Genomic DNA, 17,733 nt, shown 5'->3' on the forward strand with positions numbered 1-17,733 from the left:
GCCGATTCCCACCGCGTTAGGATCGATGGACGACGCCGACACTGCGGGGAGGCCTCATGACCGAACGCAAACCAGCCGGTATGCAATTCGAGTCCTGGATCGACAAGCAGGTCCGCGAGGCGACCGAACGCGGCGAATTCGACAACCTGCCGGGCGCCGGCAAGCCACTGCCCGGAACGGGCGATCCGTACGACGAGAACTGGTGGCTGAAGAACTATCTGCACCGCGAAGGTGTCGGCGGTGACGGATTGCTGCCCACCTCACTGGTACTGCGCCGCGACCTGGAGCGCCTGCCCGACACCGTCGCCGCGATGAACTCGGAGGCCGAGGTCCGCGAATACGTCGCCGACCTCAACTCCCGGATCGTGGACTGGGTCCGAATGCCGCACGGCCCACAGGTTCGCGTGGCCCCCGTGCACACCGCCGACGTGGTCGAGAACTGGCGTTCGGCGCGCCGCTCGTCCATCGCCGCGAACTCCGCGCGGCCCGCGGCCGAGACGAGCGCCGCGCGGACGCCCACCGCTCCGGCACGGGCCCGGCGCTCGTGGTGGCGTCGCCTGCTCGCGCGCGGCTGAGCCGCCTTACTCCGCCGCCGGGGGAAATCCGCCGGTGGCAACCGGGCCCCACCGTTGCACGTCGATGCGGATCAGCGATTTGCCCTGACGCGCCATCGCCGCGCGGTAGTCGTCCCAATCCGGGTGTTCACCGGCGATGCACCGGTAGTAGTCGACCAGCCCGTCGAGTGCCTCGGGCATGTCCAGCACCTCGGCATGCCCGTCGATCTGCACATAGGGCCCGTCCCATTCCTCGGACAGCACGCAGATCGACACATTCGGATCCCGCCGGATGTTGCGTGCTTTGGCCCGTCCTGGATAGGTCGAGATCACGATCCGGCCGGATCCGTCGACACCACAGGTCACCGGTGACATCTGCGGGCGGCCGTCGGCGCGGCTGGTCATGAGAACTCCCCGGTGCCGCGGGCGAGCGAATTCGAGCAGTTCGGCCCGGTCCACCTGTTCAGCAGTCGCGATACGTGGCATGACCCCGATCATCCCACGCAATTTCCCCTACACTGGCCGGAGTGCAGTTTCTTCCCGGACACACGCCGCCGTACGACCTCACCTACGACGATCTGTTCCTCGTACCCAACCGCACCGATGTCACTTCCCGGTTCGATGTGGACCTGTCCACCAGCGACGGAACCGGAACCACCATTCCCATCGTGGTCGCGAATATGACCGCGGTCGCGGGCCGCCGCATGGCCGAGACGGTCGCGCGGCGCGGCGGCCTGGTCGTACTGCCGCAGGATCTGCCGATCAGCGCGGCCGCCGAGACCATCGGCTGGGTCAAGAGCCGCTCGCTCACCGCCGACACCCCGGTCGTCCTCGAGCCCGACAATTCCGTGTCGGAGGCGCTGGCACTGATCCATAAGCGCGCCCACCGGGCCGTGGTCGTGGCCGAGGACGGCAAGCCCGTCGGTGTGGTCACCGAATCCGCGTGCGCGGACGTGGACCGGTTCGCCCGCCTGCGCACCGTCGCCGATGCCGACTTCGTGACCGCCGCCGCGACGACGTCGCCGCGCGAGATCTTCGAACTGCTCGAGGCCGCGCACTCCGACCTCGCGGTACTGGTGCACGACGACGGTTCCCTGGCCGGCGTCATGACCCGGACGGGCGCGGTTCGTGCCGGTATCTACGCCCCCGCCGTGGATGCGGCCGGTGCGCTGCGCGTCGCGGCCGCGGTCGGTGTGAACGGCGACATCCCGGCGAAGGCGAAAGCACTCGTCGACGCGGGCGCCGACGTACTGGTCATCGACACCGCCCACGGCCACCAGGTCAAGATGCTGGAATCGCTGCGCGCCGTCGCGGATCTGAAGCTGGGCGTGCCGTTGGTCGCGGGCAATGTGGTGTCCGCGGCCGGCACTCGCGATCTGGCCGAGGCCGGCGCCGATATCGTCAAGGTCGGTGTCGGTCCCGGCGCCATGTGCACCACCCGGATGATGACCGGCGTGGGCCGCCCGCAGTTCTCGGCGGTCGCCGAATGTGCCGCGGCGGCACAGGAGCTCGGTGTCCGGATCTGGGCCGACGGCGGGGTGCGTCATCCTCGCGATGTCGCACTGGCACTGGCCGCGGGCGCCTCCAACGTGATGATCGGCTCCTGGTTCGCCGGCACCTACGAATCCCCCGGCGATCTGCGCGTGGACCGCGACGGCAACGCGTACAAGGAGAGCTTCGGCATGGCGTCCAAACGTGCCGTGGCCGCCCGCACCGCCGCCGACAGCGGATTCGACCGGGCGCGCAAGGCACTGTTCGAGGAGGGGATCTCCTCGTCCCGGATGCGGCTGGATCCGGAACGGCCGGGAGTCGAGGACCTGATCGACCACATCTGCTCGGGCGTACGCAGCGCATGCACCTACGCCGGCGCCGCCACCCTGGCCGAACTCCACGCCAACGCGGTCCTCGGCGTGCAGTCGGCGGCCGGTTTCGCCGAAGGCCGTCCACTGCCCTCGGGCTGGTGAGACGGCGGCACGGCCGCGGTGGCGGGGTGGCCCGCCCCGGTGCGACGCGCCGCCGCGCCGGGCCCCACTTCGGGGCCCGGTAACATAGGATTTGCCGACCGGCGGGCGCACTGCCCCGGCGGCACAGATCGTCCCGCTCGTCCCCTGCGAAAGGAACCAGTTGTCACCCGCGTCCGAGGGCGCCACTCAGGAGGGCTCCTCTATCGAGCCGGGTGACCAACCCGGCGCCTCCGTCTCCACAACTCCACCGTCGACCGGCGGGCGGTGCAGATCGTGACCGTTGTCCTCACCATCGTCAGCCTGTTGGGATTCATCGCACTCACCCTCGGCACGGCGGTCTTCGTCGCTGCCGAGTTCTCGCTGACCGCCCTGGAACGCAGCACCGTCGAGGCGCACGCCCGCGAGGGCGATCGCCGCGCTCGCCAGGTGCGTCATGCGCATCGCACCCTGTCGTTCCAGCTGTCGGGTGCGCAGCTCGGCATCACCATCACCACACTGGTCACCGGCTACATCGCCGAACCGGTCCTGGCCCGGTTCATCACTCCGCTCTGCACGGCGGTCGGGGCGAGCGAGCGCACCGCCGAGGCCATTTCACTGGTCGTGGCCCTCGTCCTGGCGACGTCGCTGTCGATGATCTACGGCGAACTCGTGCCCAAGAACATCGCGATCGCCAAGCCGTTGACAACGGCGCGCTGGACCGCCGCGCCGATGATCGTGTTCACCACGGTGTTCTCCTGGCTGATCAGACTACTCAACGGTGCCGCGAACTGGGCGGTGCGGCGGCTGGGCATCGAACCGGCCGAAGAGTTGCGCTCGGCCCGCTCTCCGCAGGAACTGGGCTCACTGGTACGTACCTCGGCCCAGCGCGGGGCTCTCGATCAGCGCACCGCTCTGGTGGTGGACCGCTCGCTGTTGTTCGGTGAGCGCAGCGCGGAGGATCTCATGACTCCGCGGGTGAAGATCGAATCGCTGGATCAGCACGACACCATCGCCGATCTCATCGACGCGGCCGGGCGCACCGGCATGTCGCGGTTCCCGGTCATCGACGGCGACCTCGACAACACTCTCGGCATCGTGCACGTCAAACAGGCATTCCTGTATCCGGCAGGCCGGCGCGCCACGATCGCGCTGTCGTCGATCGCACGTCCGGTTCCGATCGTGCCGGCCAGTCTCGACGGCGACACCGTGCTCGAGCGGGTGCGCGCCGACGGCATGCAGCTGGCGCTGGTGGTCGACGAGTACGGCGGCACCGCCGGGCTGGTCACGATGGAGGACATCATCGAGGAGATCCTCGGTGATGTACGCGACGAGCACGACGAGGAGGAACTCGACGTGCGGCGCACCACGCTGGGCTGGAACTGCTCCGGGCTACTGCGCATCGACGAGGTCTCCCGCGCCACCGGGTACGTCGCCCCCGAGGGCGATTACGACACGCTCGGCGGACTCGTTCTCACCACGCTGGGACGGATCCCGGTCGCCGGTGACGAGGTGCTGCTGCCGATGGAGGGGACCGGACAGGGCATGGATCCGCACAGTGACGGCGGCTGGCTGGCCCGGGTGGAACGGATGGACGAACGCCGTATCGACCGGGTGCTGCTGCAGCCGGTCGACGCGGCTGCGGTAACGACCTGGGAGCTCAGTCATGGGTGATGTGTTCGGGCTGGTACTGACCCTCGTGCTGCTGGGCGCCAACGCCTTCTTCGTGGGCGCCGAATTCGCCCTCATCTCCGCCCGCCGTGATCGTCTGGAAACGCTGGCCGCCCAGGGCAAGCGTGGCGCGGGGACGGTGATCGGCGCGGCCGAGCACCTGTCGATGATGCTGGCCGCGGCTCAGCTGGGCATCACCATCTGTTCACTGCTGCTGGGCCGGATCGGCGAGCCGGCCATCGCGCATCTGCTCGAGCGCCCGTTCGAGCTCGTCGGGATGCCCGATCAGCTGCTGCACCCGGTCGGTTTCGCCCTGGCGCTGGTGCTGGTGGTGATCCTGCACATGCTGATGGGCGAGATGATCCCGAAGAACATCGCACTCGCCGGTCCGGAGCGGGTGGCACTGTTGCTGGTGCCGATCATGTTGTGGTGGCTGCGGCTGGCCCGCCCCCTGATCGGGCTCTACAACCTGGCCGCCAATCTCACCCTGCGGGCGATGCGGATCGAGCCGAAGGACGAACTCGACGCCACCGTTTCCTCGGTGGAGCTGGCGGAGATGATCGGCGAATCACGCTCCGAGGGGCTCATCGACGAGGAGGAGCACCGCCGGCTCACCCAGGCGCTGGGTACCACCGATCGGATCGTCGCCGACGTCATGGTGCCGTTGGCATCGACCCGCTGCGTGCCGTTGCGTGGCGACGGCACCACGCTGGGCGATATCGAATCCGCGGTGGCCGAAACCGGCTTCTCCCGGTACCCGGTGCGTACCGCGGACGGCTCCGTGGTCGGGTATCTGCACGTCAAGGATGTGCTGGACAAGGTGGCCGACGACTCGGCCGGACCGTCGACACCGATTCCGCGTACCGATATCCGGCCGCTGCCCTCGGTCGCCGCCGGTACCGGGCTCTACGAGGCACTGGCCCGGCTGCGCCGTACCAACAGCCATCTCGGACGGGTGATCGACGGCCACGGGACCACCGTCGGTATCGTCGCGCTCGAAGACCTGGTCGAAGAGTTCGTGGGCACCGTGCGCGACGCCACCCATCGGAACGCCGAGTGAACACCGCATGACGACCGACACAGTCACCGTCCATGTACTGCCGGAACGGCAGTGGCGCGAGCGGGCGCGGGCCCATCGGGATCGGGTCCAGACGTTGGTGGGGCCCTATCTGCGCGAACGCGCCGACGGGCACAAACATCCGGTGACCGATTTCCTGTTCACGTACTACGGGCACAAACCCGCACAACTGCGCCGCTGGCATCCGGGATTCGGAGTGGCTCTGGAGAATTCGGGCGAGTACGAGAATCGGCGCGGCTACCGCCGGATCAGCGGCGCGGACGCGGCGGTGCCGGTCTGCACCGCCGACCCGGCCTTCCTCGCACGCCGCCGCGACACCGTGGAATTCGTCGCCGAGCTGCTGGCCGCAACCGCCACCCGCCCCCCGCTGCTGTCCTGCTTCGGTCTGCACGAGTGGGCGATGGTGTATCGCAGCGACGAGCTACGACACGAGCAGGTCCCGTTGCGACTCGGCCGGGCCGGCACCGACGCGGTCGTCGACGCGATGCCGCTGCGCTGCACACATTTCGACGCCTTCCGCTTCTTCACTCCGGAGGCCGCGCCGCGCAACGTCGAGCGGTTGACCCGCGACGATCAGATCCGCCGCGAACAGCCCGGATGTCTGCATGCGGGGATGGACCTGTACAAGTGGGCGTTCAAACTGATGCCGTTGATCGGTTCGGACCTGCTGCTGGAGTGTTTCGAGGCCGCGTGCGATGCGCGTGAGATCGATATGCGGGCCAGCCCGTACGACCTGTCGGAGTACGGCTACCGGCCGATCCCGATCGAAACGCCTGCCGGGCGGGCGGAATACGTCCGGCACCAGAACCGGATCGCCGAGCGCGCCCACGGCCTGCGCACCCGGCTGGTGACCGAATGCCAGGCGTTGCTGGCACTGTGCCCGCAGTAGCGGTGCGCGTCAGCGCACGGAACGAATGCCCAATTCGGCGCTGGCATCGTAGATCCAGGACATGTCCGCCGCCGCGAAGTCCGACATCCAGTTCGGCGGCGCGGCGGCGGTGAGGGTGTCGAGGTTCCAGTAGTCCTTCCACAGCGAGATCCGGCCGCGCTCAACCCGATGCACCGTCACGAAGGGCAGTTCGGCTCGTTCACCGGTGGGCCAGACCCAGGTCTCGGAGTGTTCGTAGACGACGTCGGGACCGTCGGCGATCAGCAGTCCGTCGTGATTGGCGTATTCGGCGAGTCCGGCCAGCCCGATTCGCAAGCGCTTGACGGTATCCACAGGCCCCTTCGCGGCGAGCGTCGGACCGGTGGGCATATCCAGGTAGATACAGTCCGCACTGAGCAGAGCGGCCACCGCATCCCAGTCACGCCGGCCCAGCTCCCGCCACAGTCGCAGCACGACCGCCCGCGGATCGTCGTTGTCGGACATCCGTTTCCTCGCTTTCCGGGGGCGGCCGACGGCCGCCATCCGTCATGTCTGCAACGCGTTTCACTATCCGCGCCGAGTCTGTCTCGAGTGCGGCTGTGGCGCAACAGGTCCTGCCGGGCCGCGGCTTTCGCGGAAACCGGCCCACCGTGATGTGAGCTGGGTTACCGTTCGAAAACGGTTGCCTCGCCGGTGGCGTCTGTCACATCCGGCGATCGGCGACACGCGTCCCGTTTCGATGTGGAAAGTGGGGGTCCCGCGATGGTGCGGTTGTCGCGCAGGCGCACGTCCAGACCACTGATCGTACTGGCCGCCGCGCTGCTGGTCGCCGCGGTTCTGCCCCTGGGTGGTGCCTCGGCGGATCTGCAGTCCGATATCGCCACTCAGGTGCAGGAATTCCTCGATATCGGCACAACGGCGGTACCCGAGGCCGATTGCGGGCCCGGATCCAGGCCCGAAACCGGGATGCAGGGCGACGTTCCGGCCGCGGATCGCAACAGCGGCCGCAGTACCGGGGGCTATACCTGCAACATGTCGTTCGTCGGCGGTTACGCCGGCCACGGTGGCGGCATCACCTCCACCACATTCGACCACTGCTCCTACACCGGCTCCTTCTTCCCTGGAAATCTGCTCGGCCCCGCGCAGGGGGTTCAGGTGCTCGATGTCTCCGATCCGGCACATCCGGCCCTGACCGCCACGCTGACCGAGCCGGCGATGCTGGCCGGCACCTGGGAGAGCCTGAAGGTCAACACCGCACGCAAACTATTGGTGGGCACGGGCGTTCCGCTCCTCGAGGGGGCCGGATATCTGTCGGTCTACGACATCTCCGATTGCGCGCATCCCCGGCTGCTCAACCCCGGTCCCGGCTCGAATCTGGGCATGCCGCTGCCGATCACGACACATGAGGGCGGCTTCTCCCCCGACGGTCGCACCTATTGGGCCTCCGGTATCGCGCCCGGTTTCGTCAGCGCGGTCGACCTCACCGATCCGGCGCATCCACACGTGATCTGGCAGGGGCTGACGGGCATCGAGTCCCATGGCTTCGGAATCAGCCCCGACGGCAACCGTATGTATCTGTCGGCGCTGGGCGGATTCACCGTGCTCGATATCAGCGCCGTCCAGCGACGTGATCCGAATCCACAGGTCGACCACATCGGGCGGGTGTTCTGGACCGACGGGTGGGCCACGCAGCACAGTGTGCCGGTCAGCTACGACGGCAAGCCCTACCTGTTCACCGTGGACGAAGCCGGTGCCGGCGGGGTGAAGCTGGTCGACATCTCCGACGAGAATGCCCCGAAGGTGGTCGGCAAGATAAAACTGCAGATCAACCTGCCCGAGAACCAGGACAGTATGGTTGCCTCGTCGATGGGCGGTTCGGTGTTCGCCTACGATCCGCACTACTGCGCGGCCGATCGTGCCGAGAATCCGACGGCGCTGGCCTGTGGCTGGGAATCGTCGGGTATCCGGGTCTTCGATGTGCGCGATCCCTTCCGTGTCCACGAGATCGCCTACTTCAATCCGCCCGCCCGCACCGGTGAGAATCTGCAGCTGTGGAATTCTCCGCACGCGCTGGGATCGTTGATGGGAGCGCCGGTGCTCGAGGGCTTCTCGGTGGCACGGGCGATTCTGGACGGAAAATTCGATCCGGCACAGGCATTGTCACCGCGCAGCGGGATGGTTCTCGGCGGCGACGTGTCCACCGACTGGTGTTTCGCACCGCCGGAATGGCACGGGAGTCAGCTGTGGACCACCTGTAACGACAACGGATTCATGGTGCTACAACTCGACAACGACGTGTATTCACCACCGTCGGACCAGCGCTCGGTCGTGGGCTCGTAGATGTCGCACTGGTTTCGCTGGGCCTCCTACGCGTCGGCCGCTCTGATCCTGCTGGTGATCGGCGCGGCACTACGGCCGGTGGTGCTGCCCGAGAAACACACCACCCCACCGATTCTCGACGCCACCGAGATCGGGTTCGCCCAGGATATGACCGCCCACCACCAGCAGGCGATCCTGCTGGTGGCCCGCCTGGACCCCGCTGTGGATCCGCAGGTGCTGCGGCTGGCGCAGCAGATCGATCAGTCCCAGCGCATCGAAATCGGCACCATGCTGGGCTGGCTACGCCTGGCCGGCGCTGCCCCCATGTCCAGTCACCCGATGGGCTGGACGACCGCGAAAACAGCCGGCACACATCACCGTTCCGGCGACACCGGGACCGAACAGCCGGCGGCCATGCCGGGTATGGCGACGATGACGGAGCTGAACCGGCTGGCCGCGGCCCACGGCCGGGAGGCGGAAGTCCTGTTCCTGCAACTGATGTACCGCCACCATCAGGGCGGGATATCGATGGCTCGTGCTGCCGATCAGGAGATCGCGTCGGGACCGGTCAAGGAGCAGGCCCGGGCCATGGTCGTATCGCAGAGCGAGGAGACCGGGTTGATCGCCCTCATGTTGAACCAGCGCGGCGCCCGACCGCTGCCGTAATCGCGACCACTGCCGTAATCCCCGGCCGTGGTCGCGATGCCGTCGAGTCGGCGTACGTGCCCGGCCCGGCCGGTGTCTCAGCAACTGTCGTCGAGGCTGTCGAGATCGGCCAGTACCTTGTGGTGCCAGTCGATCTCGGCGCCGAGCCGCATCCGCGCATGGTCGACGATCAGATCGTCGGCGCGAGTCTGGTCGGGCCAGCGGCGATCGAGCCGGTGGTCCAGCGCCGATTCGCGGGCCCGGAGCGCGGCGACGCGATCCTGCAGGTAGCCGCGCAGTACCTCGCGGTCCAGATCCGCGCCGACGGCCAGCGCGAGATCTACCGGATCGGGCCGGATATCGACCTCGGTGAACGCCTCGTCCCGCAGGGCGCGCAGTTCGCGGTGGCCCTCCTCGGTGATCTCGTAGACGGTGCGCGCGGGCAGAGCCCCGGGCTGTTCGGTACGCAACGGCCGGATCAATCCCTCGTCCTGCATGCGATGCAGAGCGCCGTACAGCGATCCGGGTTTGACCCGCGACCACAGGTCCGCTCGGTCCAGACGGGCATCGCGGCGCAGCCGATGCCCGTGCATGGGGCCTCGTTTGGCCAGCGCGGCGAGGACGAAGAGCCGGGTTTCGTTCACCAATCCAGTCTCGCACGAGTACTCGCTTTTGAGTACCCTACCGCTATGGCTATCCGACCGATCCTGATCGCAGGCGACCCACGCCTGAGTGCCCCCGCGGTGCCGGTCACCGTGTTCGACGCCGAACTCGCCGCCTTCGTCGACGATCTGTTCGACACCAACGCCGCCGCCAACGGGGCGGCCGTGGCGGCCAACCAGGTCGGCGACCCCCGCGCGGTGTTCGCCTACGACCTGACCGATCACGGCGTGCGTCACCGCGGCCACGTGGTCAACCCGATGATCGAGACCTCCGAGATTCCGGAGACGATGCCGGACCCGGACGACGACCTGGAGGGTTGTCTGTCGGTGCCGGGCGAGTGGTTCCCCACCGGGCGCGCGGACTGGGCGCGGGTGACCGGGGTCGATGTACACGGCGAACCGGTCACGGTCGAGGGCACCGGATATCTGGCACGCTGCCTGCAACACGAAACCGATCATCTGGCGGGCCGGTTGTATCTACAGCGGCTCATCGGCCGCAATCATCGCGCCGCTCGCCGCATGATCCGCGACCACGGCTGGACCGAACCCGGGCGATCCTGGCTGCCGGACGGGCCCACGCGCCGCACGGTGCACTGACCACCGGTCGCCCCGCGCGCGGGCGCGGCGTGCACACCGTGGCGCCCAATTCACGTGCGAAAACAGCACACTCAGGGCTCTACCGACCGGCGCTCCGGGCTCTGCCAGTGCGCTGCCGCGCACGGCTCAGGGGGCCGCCAGCGCTCGGAAGGCTCGGGCATAGTTCCACGGTTCCACGTCGCCGAACAGCAGATGCTGCTGCAGGAAGCCCACCATGGCGCCGAGCATCACCTGTGCCACCGCTTCGGGATCCGCGTCGGAGGACAACAGCCCCTCCGCCCGGGCCCGCGTCAGCAGGTCACACCACACACCGCGCACTCGCACCATCCGTTCGCGGACGATGGCGGCGATCGCCTCGTCGCGGCCCGCCTCCGCCCAGACCTGCACCGCCACTCGCGGAACGTCGCCGTTCTGGTCCAGTTCCCGGATCTGTTCCAGCATGGCCGCGAGGGCGTCGACGGGCGGCACCGGCGTCGCATTGTCGGCCAGGCGGGCCAGTTGCTCGATCATGCGCCCGAGCACCGAATCGGCGATCGCCCGGATGATGTCGTTCTTCGACGAGAAGTAGCCGTACACCGCACCCGCGGACATGCCCGATTCGGCGATCACCGCCGCCATGGTCGTCTTGTGAAATCCCTCGTGTGCAACACAACGCACCGCGGCCGCGATGAGCTGCTCCCGGCGGGCGGCGCGACGTTGTTCGGTCAGTCGAGGCATTCTCGCATCATAAAACGAACGTTCATTCTTGACAACGAGGCCCGGGGCAGCGCATCCTCGAAGCTATAAAACGAACATTCCTTCTCTTTGGAGTTGTGATGCGCCACTCACTCGCCGCCGCAACCGGTCCGGTTCTGGCCCTCTCCGCGCTGATCACCGTACTGGTCGCGGCCTTCGCCTGGCCCACGGCACAGACGGGCCCCCACGATCTGCCGGTCGGCATCACCGGCCCGGCGCCCGCGGTCGAACACATTCGCCACAGCCTCGATACGCTCGGCGACTCGTCCATCGACGCCTCCACCTATCGCGACCGGGCCGCAGCGGTGCAAGCCATCGAGGACCGCGATATCTACGGTGCGATCGTCGTCTCCGCCACCGGACCCGAGATCCTCACCGCGTCCGCGGCGAGCCCTGCCGTCGCCCAGGCTCTCGGCGCGATGGCCCGGGAGCTCCCTTCCGCGTCGCCGGGCGCCCCGGCGCCGTCGCCCGGCGCGGAGCCGGTACTCACCGATGTCGTCGCCACCCCCGACGCCGACCCACACGGCGCGGTATTCGGCCTGAGCCTGATCCCCATGGCGATCGGCGGCCTGCTGACAGGTGCCGCGTTGTCACTGCTCCCGCTCGGTCGAGCCACGCGGATCGGCGCCGCCCTCGCCGTTGCCTGCATCACCGGATTCACGGTCACTGCAGTCCTGCAGCCCTGGCTGGGCGTCCTCACCGGCAACTACCTGGCCGCGGTCGCGGTCGTCGCCGCGGCGGTCGCCGCGATCGCGCTGTCACTGATCGGTCTGTTCACCGTGCTCGGAGTCCCAGGGCTCGGCATCGGGGCCGCGATTCTCATCCCACTCGGCATTCCATTGTCCGGTGCCATGTCGGCGCCCGAACTGCTCCCGGCCGGGTGGGGCACACTCGGCGCCTTGCTCCCGCCCGGCGCCGCGGTCACCGCATTGCGTTCGACGGCATATTTCGCCGGCGCGGGGTCGGCCGCGGCACTGATAACCCTGGGCTGCTGGGCCGCCGGGGGGCTGCTGCTGGCCGCAGCCCCCCGGCGGATGACCAGCGCCCGGCGGAAGACCGCGTCCGAGACACAGGCCGTGGCGCAGGCCGCCTGATCCGCACGGCACACCCGGGACTCGCCCCTATCGCACCCATTACCGGGACCCGCCTGCTCCGCTCGATCCCGACCGGAGCGGGCGCCCGTTCCCGGTTTGCCGGAATGTGGCTCACGCTACAATCGGACCGTCTCGACCGATGCCGCCGCGTGCACACAACTACCCACGGGTAACATGACAGGCGTACTTTTTCCATCCGGCTTTCTCGAAATGAGGCAGTAGATGACAGAGCGGATTCAGGTCGGCGGGCTCCAGGTTGCCAAGGTTCTCCACGACTTCGTGGAGAACGAGGCGCTCCCCGGCTCCGGCGTAGATTCCGCCGCGTTCTGGACCGGTGCGGAGAGCCTGATCAACGACCTGGCTCCCCGCAACCGCGCCCTGCTGACCGAACGCGACGAAATCCAGGGCAAATTGGACGCCTGGCATGGCGAGAACCCCGGCGTCGGGTACGACAAGGCGGCGTACAAGAAGTTCCTCGCCGAGATCGGTTATCTGCGCGAGGAGCCGGCGGACTTCTCCATCGGCACCCAGAACGTCGACGACGAGATCGCCACCACCGCCGGCCCGCAGCTGGTGGTTCCGGTGAGCAATGCCCGGTTCGCGATCAATGCGGCCAACGCGCGCTGGGGCTCGCTCTACGACGCCCTGTACGGCACCGACGCCATTTCCGAGGCGAACGGCGCCGAGAAGGGCACGTCCTACAACAAGGTTCGCGGTGACAAGGTCATCGAGTGGGCCCGCAACTTCCTCGACGACGCGGTCCCGCTGATCACCGGCTCGCACGTGGGCTCCAAGGCATACAAGATCGTCGACGGCGAGCTCGAGGTCACTCTCGAGGACGGCACCGACATCGGCCTGGCCGATTCCTCGGCGCTGCTCGGCTACCTCGGCGACCCCGCCTCCCCCACCTCGGTGCTGCTGCGCCACAACGGCCTGCACATCGACATCCAGATCGACCCGGAGTCGCCGATCGGCAAGACCGACGACGCCGGAGTCAAGGATGTGGTGCTCGAGTCCGCGGTCACCACGATCATGGACTTCGAGGACTCCGTCGCCGCAGTCGACGCCGAGGACAAGGTCGCCGGCTACCACAACTGGCTCGGCCTGATGAAGGGCGATCTCGCCGAAGAGGTCAGCAAGGGCGGCAAGACCTTCACCCGGACCATGAATCCGGACCGCGTCTACACCGGCCTCGACGGCAACGACGTGGTGCTGCACGGGCGTTCGCTGATGTTCGTCCGCAACGTCGGCCATCTGATGACCTCCGATGCGATCCTCGACGCCGAGGGCAACGAGGTGCCCGAGGGCATCCTCGACGGGCTGATCACCTCGCTGGCCGCCGTGCACTCACTCAACGGCAAAGCCGCGGTGAGCAACTCGCGCACCGGGTCGGTCTACATCGTCAAGCCGAAGATGCACGGTCCCGACGAAGTGGCCTTCGCCAACGACCTGTTCGACCGCGTCGAGGATGTGCTGGGCCTGGCCCGCAATACCCTCAAGGTCGGCATCATGGACGAGGAGCGCCGCACCACGGTCAACCTGAAAGCATGCATCCAGGCCGCCAAGGACCGTGTGGTCTTCATCAACACCGGCTTCCTGGACCGCACCGGCGACGAGATCCACACCTCCATGGAGGCCGGCCCGATGATTCGCAAGGCCGAGATGAAGACCCAGACCTGGATGCTGTCCTACGAGGACTGGAACGTCGACAAGGGCCTGGCTACCGGCCTGCCGCACAAGGCGCAGATCGGTAAGGGCATGTGGGCGATGCCCGATCTCATGGCGGGCATGCTCGAGCAGAAGGGCGCCCACCCGCGGGCCGGGGCGACCACGGCCTGGGTCCCCTCCCCGACCGCCGCCACCCTGCACTCCACCCATTACCACCTGGTGGACGTGTTCAAGCGGCAGGCCGAGATCGCCAAGGGCGGGCCGCGTGCCGTCGTCGACCAGATCCTGGAGATCCCGCTCGCCGCCGACACCAACTGGTCGGCCGACGAGATCGCCAACGAGCTGGACAACAACTGCCAGTCCATCCTCGGCTACGTGGTCCGCTGGATCGATCAGGGTGTGGGTTGCTCCAAGGTGCCCGACATCAACGACGTCGCGCTCATGGAAGACCGTGCGACGCTGCGGATTTCGAGTCAGCTGCTGGCCAACTGGCTGCGCCACGGCATCGTCTCCGCCGACCAGATCGTCGCCTCGCTCGAGCGGATGGCGCCCGTCGTGGACCGGCAGAACGCCGGTGACGCCGCCTACCAGCCGATGGCTCCCGATTTCGCGAACAGCATCGCTTTCCAGGCGGCCAAGGAGCTGATCCTCGAGGGCGCCCAGCAGCCCAACGGGTACACCGAGCCGATTCTGCATCGGCGCCGGCGCGACGCGAAGGCGCTGGCCGCCAAGAGCTGATCCGGCGGCTGCGGCCGCACGTCGGTTCGCAAGCGAGAACGGTTCCTGTTCCGCCCCGGTCGTCCTCGACGACCGGGGCGAAGCTGTATTCGCGCCCGGACGGTGCGGTTCCCGCCGTGGCGCACCCCACAGGCGGGGATATTCCGGAATAGATCCGACCACCGCCGCGCTGTAGCTGTCCGGAGCGGGGGTATCGGCGCAGATCCCCTGCGGCAGCGAAAAATCAGCCGACAACGGTGGTGGTGCTGTGCCACCATGTCACTCACCATCACAATCGTCACCGCGTTCGCGGGACGACCACTGCGAAGAGACGGAAAGGAGGAGGTGGCCGATGCATCCGAAGAATATGTGCGGCGAGACGAAACCGTCTGCCGAACAACTGCTCTCGCCTATCGCGGAGCCCGTGCTAGAGCTGTCGCAGCGTTCCTTCCGGCAGACCGCCCGCCTTCTCCGGCACCAGGCCTGACAACCGCCCTTCCCCTCCTTGCATCTCTCCTACCGGAAACCATGGTGACCCCATGCTGCCCAGCCGCGCCCCGGCACGCCCGTCCGCCGACAACTGGATACAGACACAGGTGCTGGTCCTCAACGCCTCCTACGAGGCGCTGACCGACGTCGGTGCCGACCGCGCGGTGGTGTTGTTGATCAGCGGCGCCGCCGAAACCGTCGCCGTCCGGGAACCGCACGTCCCGATCCGGTCCAAGCATCTGGAACTCGCACTGCCGGAAACGATTCGGCTGCTGCGCTACATTCACCTCGAACATCGCGTACTGGTGCACGACGAGAGCCGTGCCACTCTGGCAGGTGTGCTGCGCCGCGACCGCCACCGCTGCGGCTACTGCGCCGGCTGGGCCGCCACCGTCGATCACGTCCGGCCCCGCAGCCGCGGCGGGCCGAACACCTGGAGCAACCTGATCGCGGCCTGCGGGTCGTGTAACACCCGCAAGGCGGACCGTACCCCCGCCGAAGCCGGAATGCGGCTGCTGTGGGAGCCGAAGGCCCCCACCGATCTGCACCGCAGGCAGCGCCACATCTGGCGCAGCCTGGCCGCCCCGAGCTGAACCGAGTCCCGAGGAAGGAGGGATCCGATATGACGAACACCATTCCCGCGCCCAACCTGGTGGATCTGCTCCCACTCTCCGATACCCAGGACTGGGAGCAGGCCGCCTGTCAGGGCGATCCCAACCACGACGCGTGGTTCCCCTATCCGTCGCAGGACTTCGACTACGCGCGCGAAATCTGCACGGGGTGCCCGATCCGCAGGCAGTGCGCGGAGTTCGCCGCGACCACCGGCCAGTCCGGGGTGTGGGGCGGCCACGAATTCGACCGAGGAAAGCTGATCCGCGACTGAGCCGCGGGTGGTGTGCGTGGGCACCAGTCGCACGCACCCACCCGCCGCCGGTCGTCCGGGCGGTACTGGTGCAGCACGGTCGATCTGCTGGCCATACACTCGAAGATCGTGGGCACACATCGCAACGCGGGCGGATCACGGGGCGTCAGCAAAAGTTTGGTTATCACAGTGGTGGCAGTCGTCGTCCTGATCGCGGCCGTGGGCAGCTGGTTCTGGCTGAGCAATCGCTCGGCATCGGAGAGCCGCAGCGCGGCCGGCCAGTGCATCGAGGGGGCCGTGGACCTGCGGGTGACGGTGGATCCCGACATCGCGGCACCGGTGCGCGCCGCCGCCGACCGTTACAATTCCTCCGCGCCGCAGGTGCGCGACCATTGCGCGAAGGTGTCGGTCACCGCGACTCCCACCGCCGCGATGGTGGCCGGGCTCACCGCACCCGAATGGGATCAGCAGCTGGGCCCGCAGCCGGCGTTGTGGATTCCGAGCTCCACCCGAGCGGTCGAACAGATGCGGGTTCCCGGACTCGTCCAGGGAACTCCGGCCTCGATCGCGGCCAGCCCTATCGTGGTCGCCGTCCCCGATCAGCTCCGTCAGGCAATGGAACGGGCCGAGCTGAGCTGGTCGGATCTGGCACGTCTGCAACAGGGCACGCTGGGCGATATCGGGCTCGGCAGCTGGGGGCCACTGCAGATGGCGCTGCCCGCCGGCGACAGCTCGCTCGCCGCTGCCGTAGCGGTCGGCTCCGCCGTCTCGGGCTCCGACCCGCTGACCGATTCCGCCGCGAATTCCGGCCAGGTGATCGCCGCGGTCTCCGGATTGGCGGCCGAGGCACCGAAATCGACCGACGGCACCGCCCTGGACGCGGTCTCCGGGTCCGGTCAGTCCGCCGAATCCCCCATTCACGCGGTGGCGGTTACCGAGCAGCAAGCCACCTCGGCAGCGGGCGTCGGGCAGTTCCGGCCGACCGGTGCACAGCCGGTCGCCGACTATCCGGCCACGATGATCACCGGCAACTGGGTGGACAAAACTCAGAATCTGGTCGCCGGTGTCTTCGCGGATTATCTGCGCGCGCCCGAGCAGCAGAAGTTGTTCACCGACAACGGTTTCCAGGCCCCCGCGGCGACACCGGTCCCGGTACCCGCCAAGTCCGTGCTGGACCGGATCCAGTCGGCGATCGATAATCCGGTACTCGGTGTCCAGTCCACCGTGCTGATCGACACCTCCGCCTCGATGGCGGTCGCCGACGGACCGATGTCGCGGTTGAACAATTCACTCGCCGCGGTGCGCTCCACGCTCGACACCATGCCGCCGGACTTCGGGGCCGGCGCCTGGATCTACGCCGGCACACTCGCCAACGGCAACCCGTACCGGGCCATCGCGCCCACCGCCCCGCTGACCCAGCAGCATCGTTCCGAATTGTCCACGGCGCTCGGCGATGTCACACTCGCAGGTTCGCAGACCGACCAGACCTATCCGGCGCTCGAGGCGGCCTACCGCAGTGCGGTACAGGATTACGCCTCGGGTAAGACCAATTCGGTGCTGCTCATCACCGGCGGCCCGAACGACAACTCCTCGATCAGTGGCGACCAGCTGCCGGCCGAAATCTCCGCCGCGGGCGACGCCGCGCACCCGGTGCGCGTGGACGTCATCGTGGTCGGCGGACCGGGGTCGGATGCGTTACAGAAGGTGGCGGAGCAGACCGGTGGCAGCTATACCAAGGTCACCACGTCGGACGACATGAGTTTCGGCACTGCCGTCAACCACGCTCTGACCACGCCGTAGCCTGCTCCCATGTCCGGGCCGGTCCGATGACCGT

General features: G+C 68.0%; 17 protein-coding genes. 13 read left to right on the top strand and 4 right to left on the bottom strand.

Features of this window, described 5'->3' with window-relative positions; translation table 11 throughout:
• Positions 1-56 precede the first annotated feature (56 nt).
• Positions 57-575, top strand: coding sequence for a DnaJ family domain-containing protein (locus tag NV2_RS15820; protein ID WP_067874162.1), 519 nt, complete (start codon positions 57-59; stop codon positions 573-575).
• Between the two features lie 6 nt (positions 576-581).
• Here NV2_RS15820 and NV2_RS15825 read toward each other — a convergent pair whose 3' ends face one another.
• The gene (locus NV2_RS15825) at positions 582-1,040 is read right to left on the bottom strand and encodes a PPOX class F420-dependent oxidoreductase (protein WP_084474837.1); all 459 of its coding nucleotides are present in this window, start codon (positions 1,038-1,040) and stop codon (positions 582-584) included.
• A 41-nt stretch (positions 1,041-1,081) separates the two neighbouring features.
• Between NV2_RS15825 and NV2_RS15830 the strand changes: the two genes are divergently transcribed.
• The 4 genes from NV2_RS15830 (at position 1,082) to NV2_RS15845 (ending at position 6,132) form a co-directional block, all read left to right on the top strand.
• Entirely contained in the window at positions 1,082-2,518 is a 1,437-nt protein-coding gene (locus NV2_RS15830; protein ID WP_067874168.1) for a GuaB1 family IMP dehydrogenase-related protein, read from the top strand.
• A 273-nt stretch (positions 2,519-2,791) separates the two neighbouring features.
• Entirely contained in the window at positions 2,792-4,168 is a 1,377-nt protein-coding gene (locus NV2_RS15835) for a hemolysin family protein (protein ID WP_067874555.1), read from the top strand.
• Positions 4,161-5,225 (top strand): hemolysin family protein, encoded by a 1,065-nt coding sequence (locus NV2_RS15840; RefSeq protein ID WP_067874170.1) that lies wholly within the window; start codon positions 4,161-4,163, stop codon positions 5,223-5,225. The genes NV2_RS15835 and NV2_RS15840 overlap by 8 nt, the downstream gene beginning before the upstream one ends.
• Positions 5,226-5,232: 7 nt before the next feature.
• A complete protein-coding gene (locus NV2_RS15845) occupies positions 5,233-6,132 on the top strand; it encodes a 3-methyladenine DNA glycosylase (RefSeq protein ID WP_067874173.1) in 900 nt (299 codons plus the stop codon).
• A 9-nt stretch (positions 6,133-6,141) separates the two neighbouring features.
• On the opposite strand, the gene NV2_RS15850 is transcribed toward NV2_RS15845, so the two are convergent.
• A complete protein-coding gene (locus NV2_RS15850; RefSeq protein ID WP_067874176.1) occupies positions 6,142-6,615 on the bottom strand; it encodes a nuclear transport factor 2 family protein in 474 nt (157 codons plus the stop codon).
• Between the two features lie 258 nt (positions 6,616-6,873).
• On the opposite strand from NV2_RS15850, the gene NV2_RS15855 reads away from it, so the two are divergent.
• Both NV2_RS15855 and NV2_RS15860 read left to right on the top strand, forming a co-directional pair.
• Complete coding sequence (locus tag NV2_RS15855) at positions 6,874-8,451, top strand: LVIVD repeat-containing protein (protein ID WP_067874178.1); 1,578 nt, start codon at positions 6,874-6,876, stop codon at positions 8,449-8,451.
• Positions 8,452-9,096, top strand: a complete 645-nt coding sequence (locus NV2_RS15860; RefSeq protein WP_067874181.1) for a DUF305 domain-containing protein — start codon at positions 8,452-8,454, stop codon at positions 9,094-9,096.
• A 77-nt stretch (positions 9,097-9,173) separates the two neighbouring features.
• Here the strand turns inward: NV2_RS15860 and NV2_RS15865 are convergent, their stop codons facing one another.
• Entirely contained in the window at positions 9,174-9,719 is a 546-nt protein-coding gene (locus tag NV2_RS15865) for a PadR family transcriptional regulator (RefSeq protein WP_067874184.1), read from the bottom strand.
• 45 nt (positions 9,720-9,764) lie between these two features.
• On the opposite strand from NV2_RS15865, the gene NV2_RS15870 reads away from it, so the two are divergent.
• On the top strand, positions 9,765-10,334 hold the full coding sequence (locus NV2_RS15870) for a peptide deformylase (RefSeq protein WP_067874186.1): 570 nt from the start codon (positions 9,765-9,767) through the stop codon (positions 10,332-10,334).
• A 126-nt stretch (positions 10,335-10,460) separates the two neighbouring features.
• Here NV2_RS15870 and NV2_RS15875 read toward each other — a convergent pair whose 3' ends face one another.
• Positions 10,461-11,051, bottom strand: coding sequence for a TetR/AcrR family transcriptional regulator (locus NV2_RS15875; protein WP_067874189.1), 591 nt, complete (start codon positions 11,049-11,051; stop codon positions 10,461-10,463).
• A 98-nt stretch (positions 11,052-11,149) separates the two neighbouring features.
• On the opposite strand from NV2_RS15875, the gene NV2_RS15880 reads away from it, so the two are divergent.
• From NV2_RS15880 to NV2_RS15900, 5 genes are all read left to right on the top strand, one after another.
• Positions 11,150-12,163 (top strand): hypothetical protein, encoded by a 1,014-nt coding sequence (locus tag NV2_RS15880; RefSeq protein WP_067874192.1) that lies wholly within the window; start codon positions 11,150-11,152, stop codon positions 12,161-12,163.
• A 222-nt stretch (positions 12,164-12,385) separates the two neighbouring features.
• Positions 12,386-14,569, top strand: a complete 2,184-nt coding sequence (locus tag NV2_RS15885) for a malate synthase G (RefSeq protein ID WP_067874195.1) — start codon at positions 12,386-12,388, stop codon at positions 14,567-14,569.
• Positions 14,570-15,087: 518 nt separating this feature from the next.
• A complete protein-coding gene (locus NV2_RS15890; protein WP_067874198.1) occupies positions 15,088-15,630 on the top strand; it encodes an HNH endonuclease in 543 nt (180 codons plus the stop codon).
• Positions 15,631-15,659: 29 nt separating this feature from the next.
• Positions 15,660-15,920 carry a WhiB family transcriptional regulator gene (locus tag NV2_RS15895; protein ID WP_067874201.1) on the top strand — a complete coding sequence of 87 codons (261 nt, stop codon included), beginning with the start codon at positions 15,660-15,662 and terminating at the stop codon, positions 15,918-15,920.
• Between the two features lie 108 nt (positions 15,921-16,028).
• Complete coding sequence (locus NV2_RS15900; protein WP_218018992.1) at positions 16,029-17,699, top strand: substrate-binding domain-containing protein; 1,671 nt, start codon at positions 16,029-16,031, stop codon at positions 17,697-17,699.
• Positions 17,700-17,733 lie beyond the last annotated feature (34 nt).

It is taken from the genome of Nocardia vermiculata NBRC 100427 (genome assembly GCF_001613265.1).
Lineage (GTDB): Bacteria > Actinomycetota > Actinomycetes > Mycobacteriales > Mycobacteriaceae > Nocardia > Nocardia vermiculata.

Bases quoted from the DNA above. Each gene is read 5' to 3' on its own strand.
- NV2_RS15820 (WP_067874162.1), top strand. From the start codon at position 57: ATGACCGAACGCAAACCAGCCGGTATGCAATTCGAGTCCTGGATCGAC.
- NV2_RS15825 (WP_084474837.1), bottom strand. From the start codon at position 1,040: ATGCCACGTATCGCGACTGCTGAACAGGTGGACCGGGCCGAACTGCTC.
- NV2_RS15840 (WP_067874170.1), top strand. From the start codon at position 4,161: ATGGGTGATGTGTTCGGGCTGGTACTGACCCTCGTGCTGCTGGGCGCC.
- NV2_RS15845 (WP_067874173.1), top strand. From the start codon at position 5,233: ATGACGACCGACACAGTCACCGTCCATGTACTGCCGGAACGGCAGTGG.
- NV2_RS15850 (WP_067874176.1), bottom strand. From the start codon at position 6,615: ATGTCCGACAACGACGATCCGCGGGCGGTCGTGCTGCGACTGTGGCGG.
- NV2_RS15855 (WP_067874178.1), top strand. From the start codon at position 6,874: ATGGTGCGGTTGTCGCGCAGGCGCACGTCCAGACCACTGATCGTACTG.
- NV2_RS15860 (WP_067874181.1), top strand. From the start codon at position 8,452: ATGTCGCACTGGTTTCGCTGGGCCTCCTACGCGTCGGCCGCTCTGATC.
- NV2_RS15870 (WP_067874186.1), top strand. From the start codon at position 9,765: ATGGCTATCCGACCGATCCTGATCGCAGGCGACCCACGCCTGAGTGCC.
- NV2_RS15875 (WP_067874189.1), bottom strand. From the start codon at position 11,051: ATGCCTCGACTGACCGAACAACGTCGCGCCGCCCGCCGGGAGCAGCTC.
- NV2_RS15880 (WP_067874192.1), top strand. From the start codon at position 11,150: ATGCGCCACTCACTCGCCGCCGCAACCGGTCCGGTTCTGGCCCTCTCC.
- NV2_RS15885 (WP_067874195.1), top strand. From the start codon at position 12,386: ATGACAGAGCGGATTCAGGTCGGCGGGCTCCAGGTTGCCAAGGTTCTC.
- NV2_RS15890 (WP_067874198.1), top strand. From the start codon at position 15,088: ATGCTGCCCAGCCGCGCCCCGGCACGCCCGTCCGCCGACAACTGGATA.
- NV2_RS15895 (WP_067874201.1), top strand. From the start codon at position 15,660: ATGACGAACACCATTCCCGCGCCCAACCTGGTGGATCTGCTCCCACTC.